The organism is Streptomyces sp. NPDC015139, assembly GCF_043079785.1.
Classification (GTDB): Bacteria; Actinomycetota; Actinomycetes; order Streptomycetales; family Streptomycetaceae; genus Streptomyces; species Streptomyces albidocamelliae.
The window spans coordinates 1-4,259 of record NZ_JBIBUW010000054.1 but is presented as its reverse complement, the minus strand read 5'-3'; the positions used below and the strand labels follow the sequence as shown (position 1 = coordinate 4,259).

Annotated in this window: 4 protein-coding genes; 2 read left to right on the top strand and 2 right to left on the bottom strand. The window is 69.0% G+C overall.

Annotated features, from left to right (window positions below):
- Window positions 1–222: 222 nt before the first annotated feature.
- Entirely contained in the window at window positions 223–609 is a 387-nt protein-coding gene (locus ACF08B_RS41450) for a hypothetical protein (RefSeq protein ID WP_392322205.1), read from the top strand.
- Here the strand turns inward: ACF08B_RS41450 and ACF08B_RS41445 are convergent.
- Complete coding sequence (locus ACF08B_RS41445; RefSeq protein WP_392322204.1) at window positions 606–1,529, bottom strand: Ku protein; 924 nt, start codon at window positions 1,527–1,529, stop codon at window positions 606–608. The genes ACF08B_RS41450 and ACF08B_RS41445 overlap by 4 nt on opposite strands.
- Window positions 1,530–1,605: 76 nt before the next feature.
- A complete protein-coding gene (locus ACF08B_RS41440; protein ID WP_392322203.1) occupies window positions 1,606–1,785 on the bottom strand; it encodes a DUF6233 domain-containing protein in 180 nt (59 codons plus the stop codon).
- 183 nt (window positions 1,786–1,968) lie between these two features.
- Here ACF08B_RS41440 and ACF08B_RS41435 point away from each other — a divergent pair, with 183 nt between their 5' ends.
- Window positions 1,969–3,840: a DNA/RNA non-specific endonuclease gene (locus ACF08B_RS41435; protein WP_392322202.1), complete on the top strand. Its 1,872-nt coding sequence runs from the start codon at window positions 1,969–1,971 to the stop codon at window positions 3,838–3,840.
- Window positions 3,841–4,259 lie beyond the last annotated feature (419 nt).

Genomic DNA, 4,259 nt, shown 5'->3' with positions numbered 1-4,259 from the left:
ACCACCCGCTACCTCATTCGCCGAGCCTGGACCCGCTACCGATGGGACACACGACCCCGCACACCCCGCATCCGATGACCTACTGGCGGACGCTCCTAATCGGGATTGACGCTTCCGTCAAGCCACGACATGCAGTGCCATGACGGGTCAGACCGGCGACGGGCCTACTGGATGCACCAAGGCCGCAGGACAGAGCGGCCCCTCAGCGAAGGAGCCTTTCCCATGTCTCTCACCCTCTTCACCCCCGGCAGCTCCCCCAAGCGTCGTCTGGCCCTGCTGGCCGCCACGACCGGCCTGGCCGCAGGCGGCGTCATGGTCCCCGCCACCGCCTTCGCCGCCACCCCACCCGCCCACACAGCGCCCGCGCACCACGGTCCACACGGCCACGGCAAGTCCACCACAACCACCACCACGACGACCGAGACCACCACCAAGGGACGGCACGGCACCAAGACCACGAAAACCACCGAGACGACCACGACCACCAAGGGGCGGCACGGCACAAAGACCACCAAGACCACCACTACCGAGACCACCACCAAGGGGCGGAACAAGTTCCACACCCACGACCAGAACATCGCCCGCAACGGCCCCCTCAACCAGCCCTAGCGCACACAGCGAACAGGCTGGGGCTCCTGACCCGAGTATCGACTCCGGTCACGAGCCACCAGCCTGTTCAAAAAAACAGGAGGAACGTCAGCGAGGTGATCCGACGGAAGGGCTCCAGCCGCAACGCCGAACGGAGCCTGCAGGCCCTCCCCGGCCAGCACGCCGTTCGGGCCTCGCGACCGCGCCAGGCCCACACCGTCACGCCGGCCCCCACGCGGGGCCGGACGGCGTTCCTGGGTCGAGGCCGCAGGCAGGCCCGCCGGCCGGAGCCGGTTTCTCGTCCACAGCCGACCAGGAAGCTTTCCAGCACCCAGCCCCGGCATCTTTGTCCCAGCCCAAGACCGCCGGGCCACCGCGGCGGACCGTACTCGCCGCACTCGGGCATGCCCGGGCAGCGGCACAGGCAGCCGGGCCCGGCAGGAGTGGGCGGCCCGCTGAGGCCGCGTCCCCGGACGGGTCTGCCCCGCCTTTCCCGACGGCAACTCGGGCAGCTCCTCGCCCGGGTCGCGGACCTCGTCCGCCCAGTGCAGCGTCTGCAGCACCAGCACCTTCTCCTCCGCGCGCAGCGCGGTCAGGTACTGCTTGTTGCGCATCACAAACGTCGCGACACCCACCTTGTTCGCCTCGCTCAGGGCGGCGTGCAGCAGCTCGTAGACCTTGGTGAACTCCTTGCCGCGCGGGGCGACGTAGTAGGTGCGGTCGAAGTACACCGGCTCGATGGCGCCCAGGTCGACGAAGTCGGAGATCTCAATGCTCTGCGAACGACCCGGCGCCACCTCGTCCAGCTCATCCGAAGGCGAGGGGCCCGAACCGCGCGCCGGCCCCTCCCACCATCCGCCCTCACCCAGCCGCGTCGGTGTCGGCCTTGCCAGTTCCGGGCTACCCGGCGAATCCGGGCGCAACAGCGGTAAGCGGAGCACCGGCTGGACTTCGCACTGCGGCGGCTGAGCGCGCCCAGCCCCCGCATCGACTCCGCAGTGCTTGCCAGACCTGCGTCTAGTCAGGGATCTGCAGGGCGGTGTCCGGCCGGCAGAACTCACACGCGCGAAAGAACTTCCCATCGCCGGTGAGCGCCCGGCGGGCCTGATCGGCGCTGATCGGGTTGGCGTCGCGCTGGAAGTCAGCGCGGTGCACGCACGCGCCCAGCGGATGCCCGGCGTGCAGCTGCTTCTCCACCACACACCCGCCAGCCCGCTCTGCTGTCCGCCTTCTGGACTACGTCATTCCCGCATACAGGATGCCACATTGTGACTACGATGCGTGACGTTCGGGCGGTTTGAGGCATCTGCTGCGCCCCCTCTCAGGTGCGCCCTGCGTCTGCCGGCGCGCCGTCTTCTCTGGCGAAGGGACATCCCTGTCATGGCCACCAACAGCAAGAAGAAGCCCTCGTCGGCGCGGAAGAACGGCGCTCTGGCTGAGGACAAGCTGATCGCCTCGCTCCGGCAGTACGTCCGCGCCCGCGGGCCGGAGCTGCTGAAGGATCCGAACGTGACCTCCGTCGGTATCGGCCGCAAAGTCAGTGGCGGCAAGCGCGGCAAGCAGGTCGTGCTCCAGTTCACGGTGGAGAGCAAGGCCGAACCGGAGCAGTTGGAGGCGCTGGGCACCACCATGATCCCCCCGACCATCACCGTGGACGGGGCGGAGGTGCCCACCGACGTCATCGAGCGCAGCTACGCGACGCAGTTCCGTGCGGTGGCCGAGGTGGAGTCCCCGACGCGCAAGGTCCGCCGGGACCCGATCGAGCCCGGGGTGAGCGTCGGCGCGGTCACTGTGACGGCGGGCACGATCGGCTGCATCGTCTTCGACAAGGCTGACGGCACCCCTTACGTGCTGAGCAACTGGCACGTCCTGCATGGCCCCAAGGGGAAGCTGGGGGCGGAGATCGTCCAGCCGGGTCCCCACGACGACAACCGCATCGACCGCAACCACCTCGGTGTCCTCAAGCGCTCCCACCTCGGGGTGGCCGGCGACTGCGCGGTCGCCACCATCGACCGCTCCTTCGTCCCGGAGGTCATCGAGCTCGGAGTGGCGCCCAAGGAACTGGGCGAGCCGGAGCTCGACGACAAGGTCGTCAAGAGCGGGCGGACAACCGGGGTCACCCACGGCATCGTCCGCCGCATCGACACCATGGTCAAGATCAACTACGGCGGCGACGTCGGCCTCAAGACCATCGGCTGCTTCGAGATCGGCCCCGACCCCGACCGGCCGGCGGACAACAACGAGATCAGCATGGGCGGCGACTCCGGCGCGCTCTGGCTGTTCAAAGGGTCAAACGGCCGCCCGGCAACGGTCATGGCCGGGCTCCACTTCGGCGGCGAGACACAGGGCGACCCCGACGAGCACGCCCTGGCCTGCCTGCCCGCCTCCGTGTTCGAAAAGCTCGAGATCACGCTGACACCGCCGCGCCCCGAAGACCTCCAGACCATCGCGGGCTACGACGCCGACTTCCTCGGCGAACGCATCGAGGCCCCGCAACTGGACGCCGAACTCGCCCGGGACGCGGTCCTCCTGGACGGCAGCGAGGTCATCCCCTACACCCACTTCTCCCTCACGCTCAGCAAGACGCGGCGCTTCCCGTTCTGGGTGGCCTGGAACATCGACGGCGGCTCCCTGAAGAAACTCAGCCGCGCCGACATCCCCTTCGTCAAGGACCCCCGCCTGCCCGCCAAGGCCCAGGTGGGCAACGAACTATATGAGAACAACCGGCTGGACCGCGGCCATATCGCCCGCCGCGCCGACCTGCTGTGGGGCAGCCTCCCGGAGGCCCAGAAGGCCAACACGGACTCCTTCTTCTACACCAACATCACCCCGCAGATGGACGACTTCAACCAGAGCGCCAAGAACGGCCTGTGGGGCCGGCTCGAAGACGCCGTCTTCGACGACGTCGACGTCGACGACCTCAAGGTCAGTGTGTTCGGCGGGCCCGTCTTCCAGGACAACGACCGCCTCTTCCGCAACGTGAAGATCCCCCGCGAGTTCTGGAAGATCATCACCTTCACCGAGGGCGGCGAGCTGAAGGCCAAGGCGTTCCTGCTCACCCAGAACCTCAACCAACTCGAGGCCCTCGAACTCGACGAGTTCCGCACCTTCCAGGTCACCCTCGGCGAACTCGAGACCCGCACCCACCTGCGCTTCCCCGCCGCCCTCCACAAGGGCGACACCCTCAGCGTCCCCGAAGCAGCAGCCGACCGAGCACCCCTCGACAGCCTCGCCGACATCCAGTGGGACTAACCTCCCCGGCGGCCACAGCCTGACGCGCGCACGGGACCGGCACGTCAACGAGCGTCCCCCCGACCGCTTGGACGCCGAGGGATCCGCTGGTTCACGGAGCCCGCTGCCCCACCGGCAGTCACCCCCGCGCCGGTGCAGCTCGCTCTCGCTTCAGCAACACGCGTGGGGCCAGTGTGCTCGGACGGAGGTTCCATAGCTGACGCTCTGGCGCAGCACCGCCGCGGACTGCGACGGTGCCGGCGGCGTTCCGGAGAGAGCTACCGCAGCGGAGGGCGCCGGGACGACTTCCGCCCCCTTCGGGGTCTGTAGGGACTCCTTCGCCGTCGGCCGGACGGCCCGGGAGGATCAGGCGGGCCGCGAGGAGTCGCCGGACCGCGCGGCGTGGTCGCCCGGCACCCGGACGCTGTCCAGGACCTGCC

What these genes read in the sequence shown, in the direction of transcription:
- ACF08B_RS41450 (WP_392322205.1), top strand. Translation starts at nt 223, where the DNA reads ATGTCTCTCACCCTCTTCACCCCCGGCAGCTCCCCCAAGCGTCGTCTG.
- ACF08B_RS41435 (WP_392322202.1), top strand. Translation starts at nt 1,969, where the DNA reads ATGGCCACCAACAGCAAGAAGAAGCCCTCGTCGGCGCGGAAGAACGGC.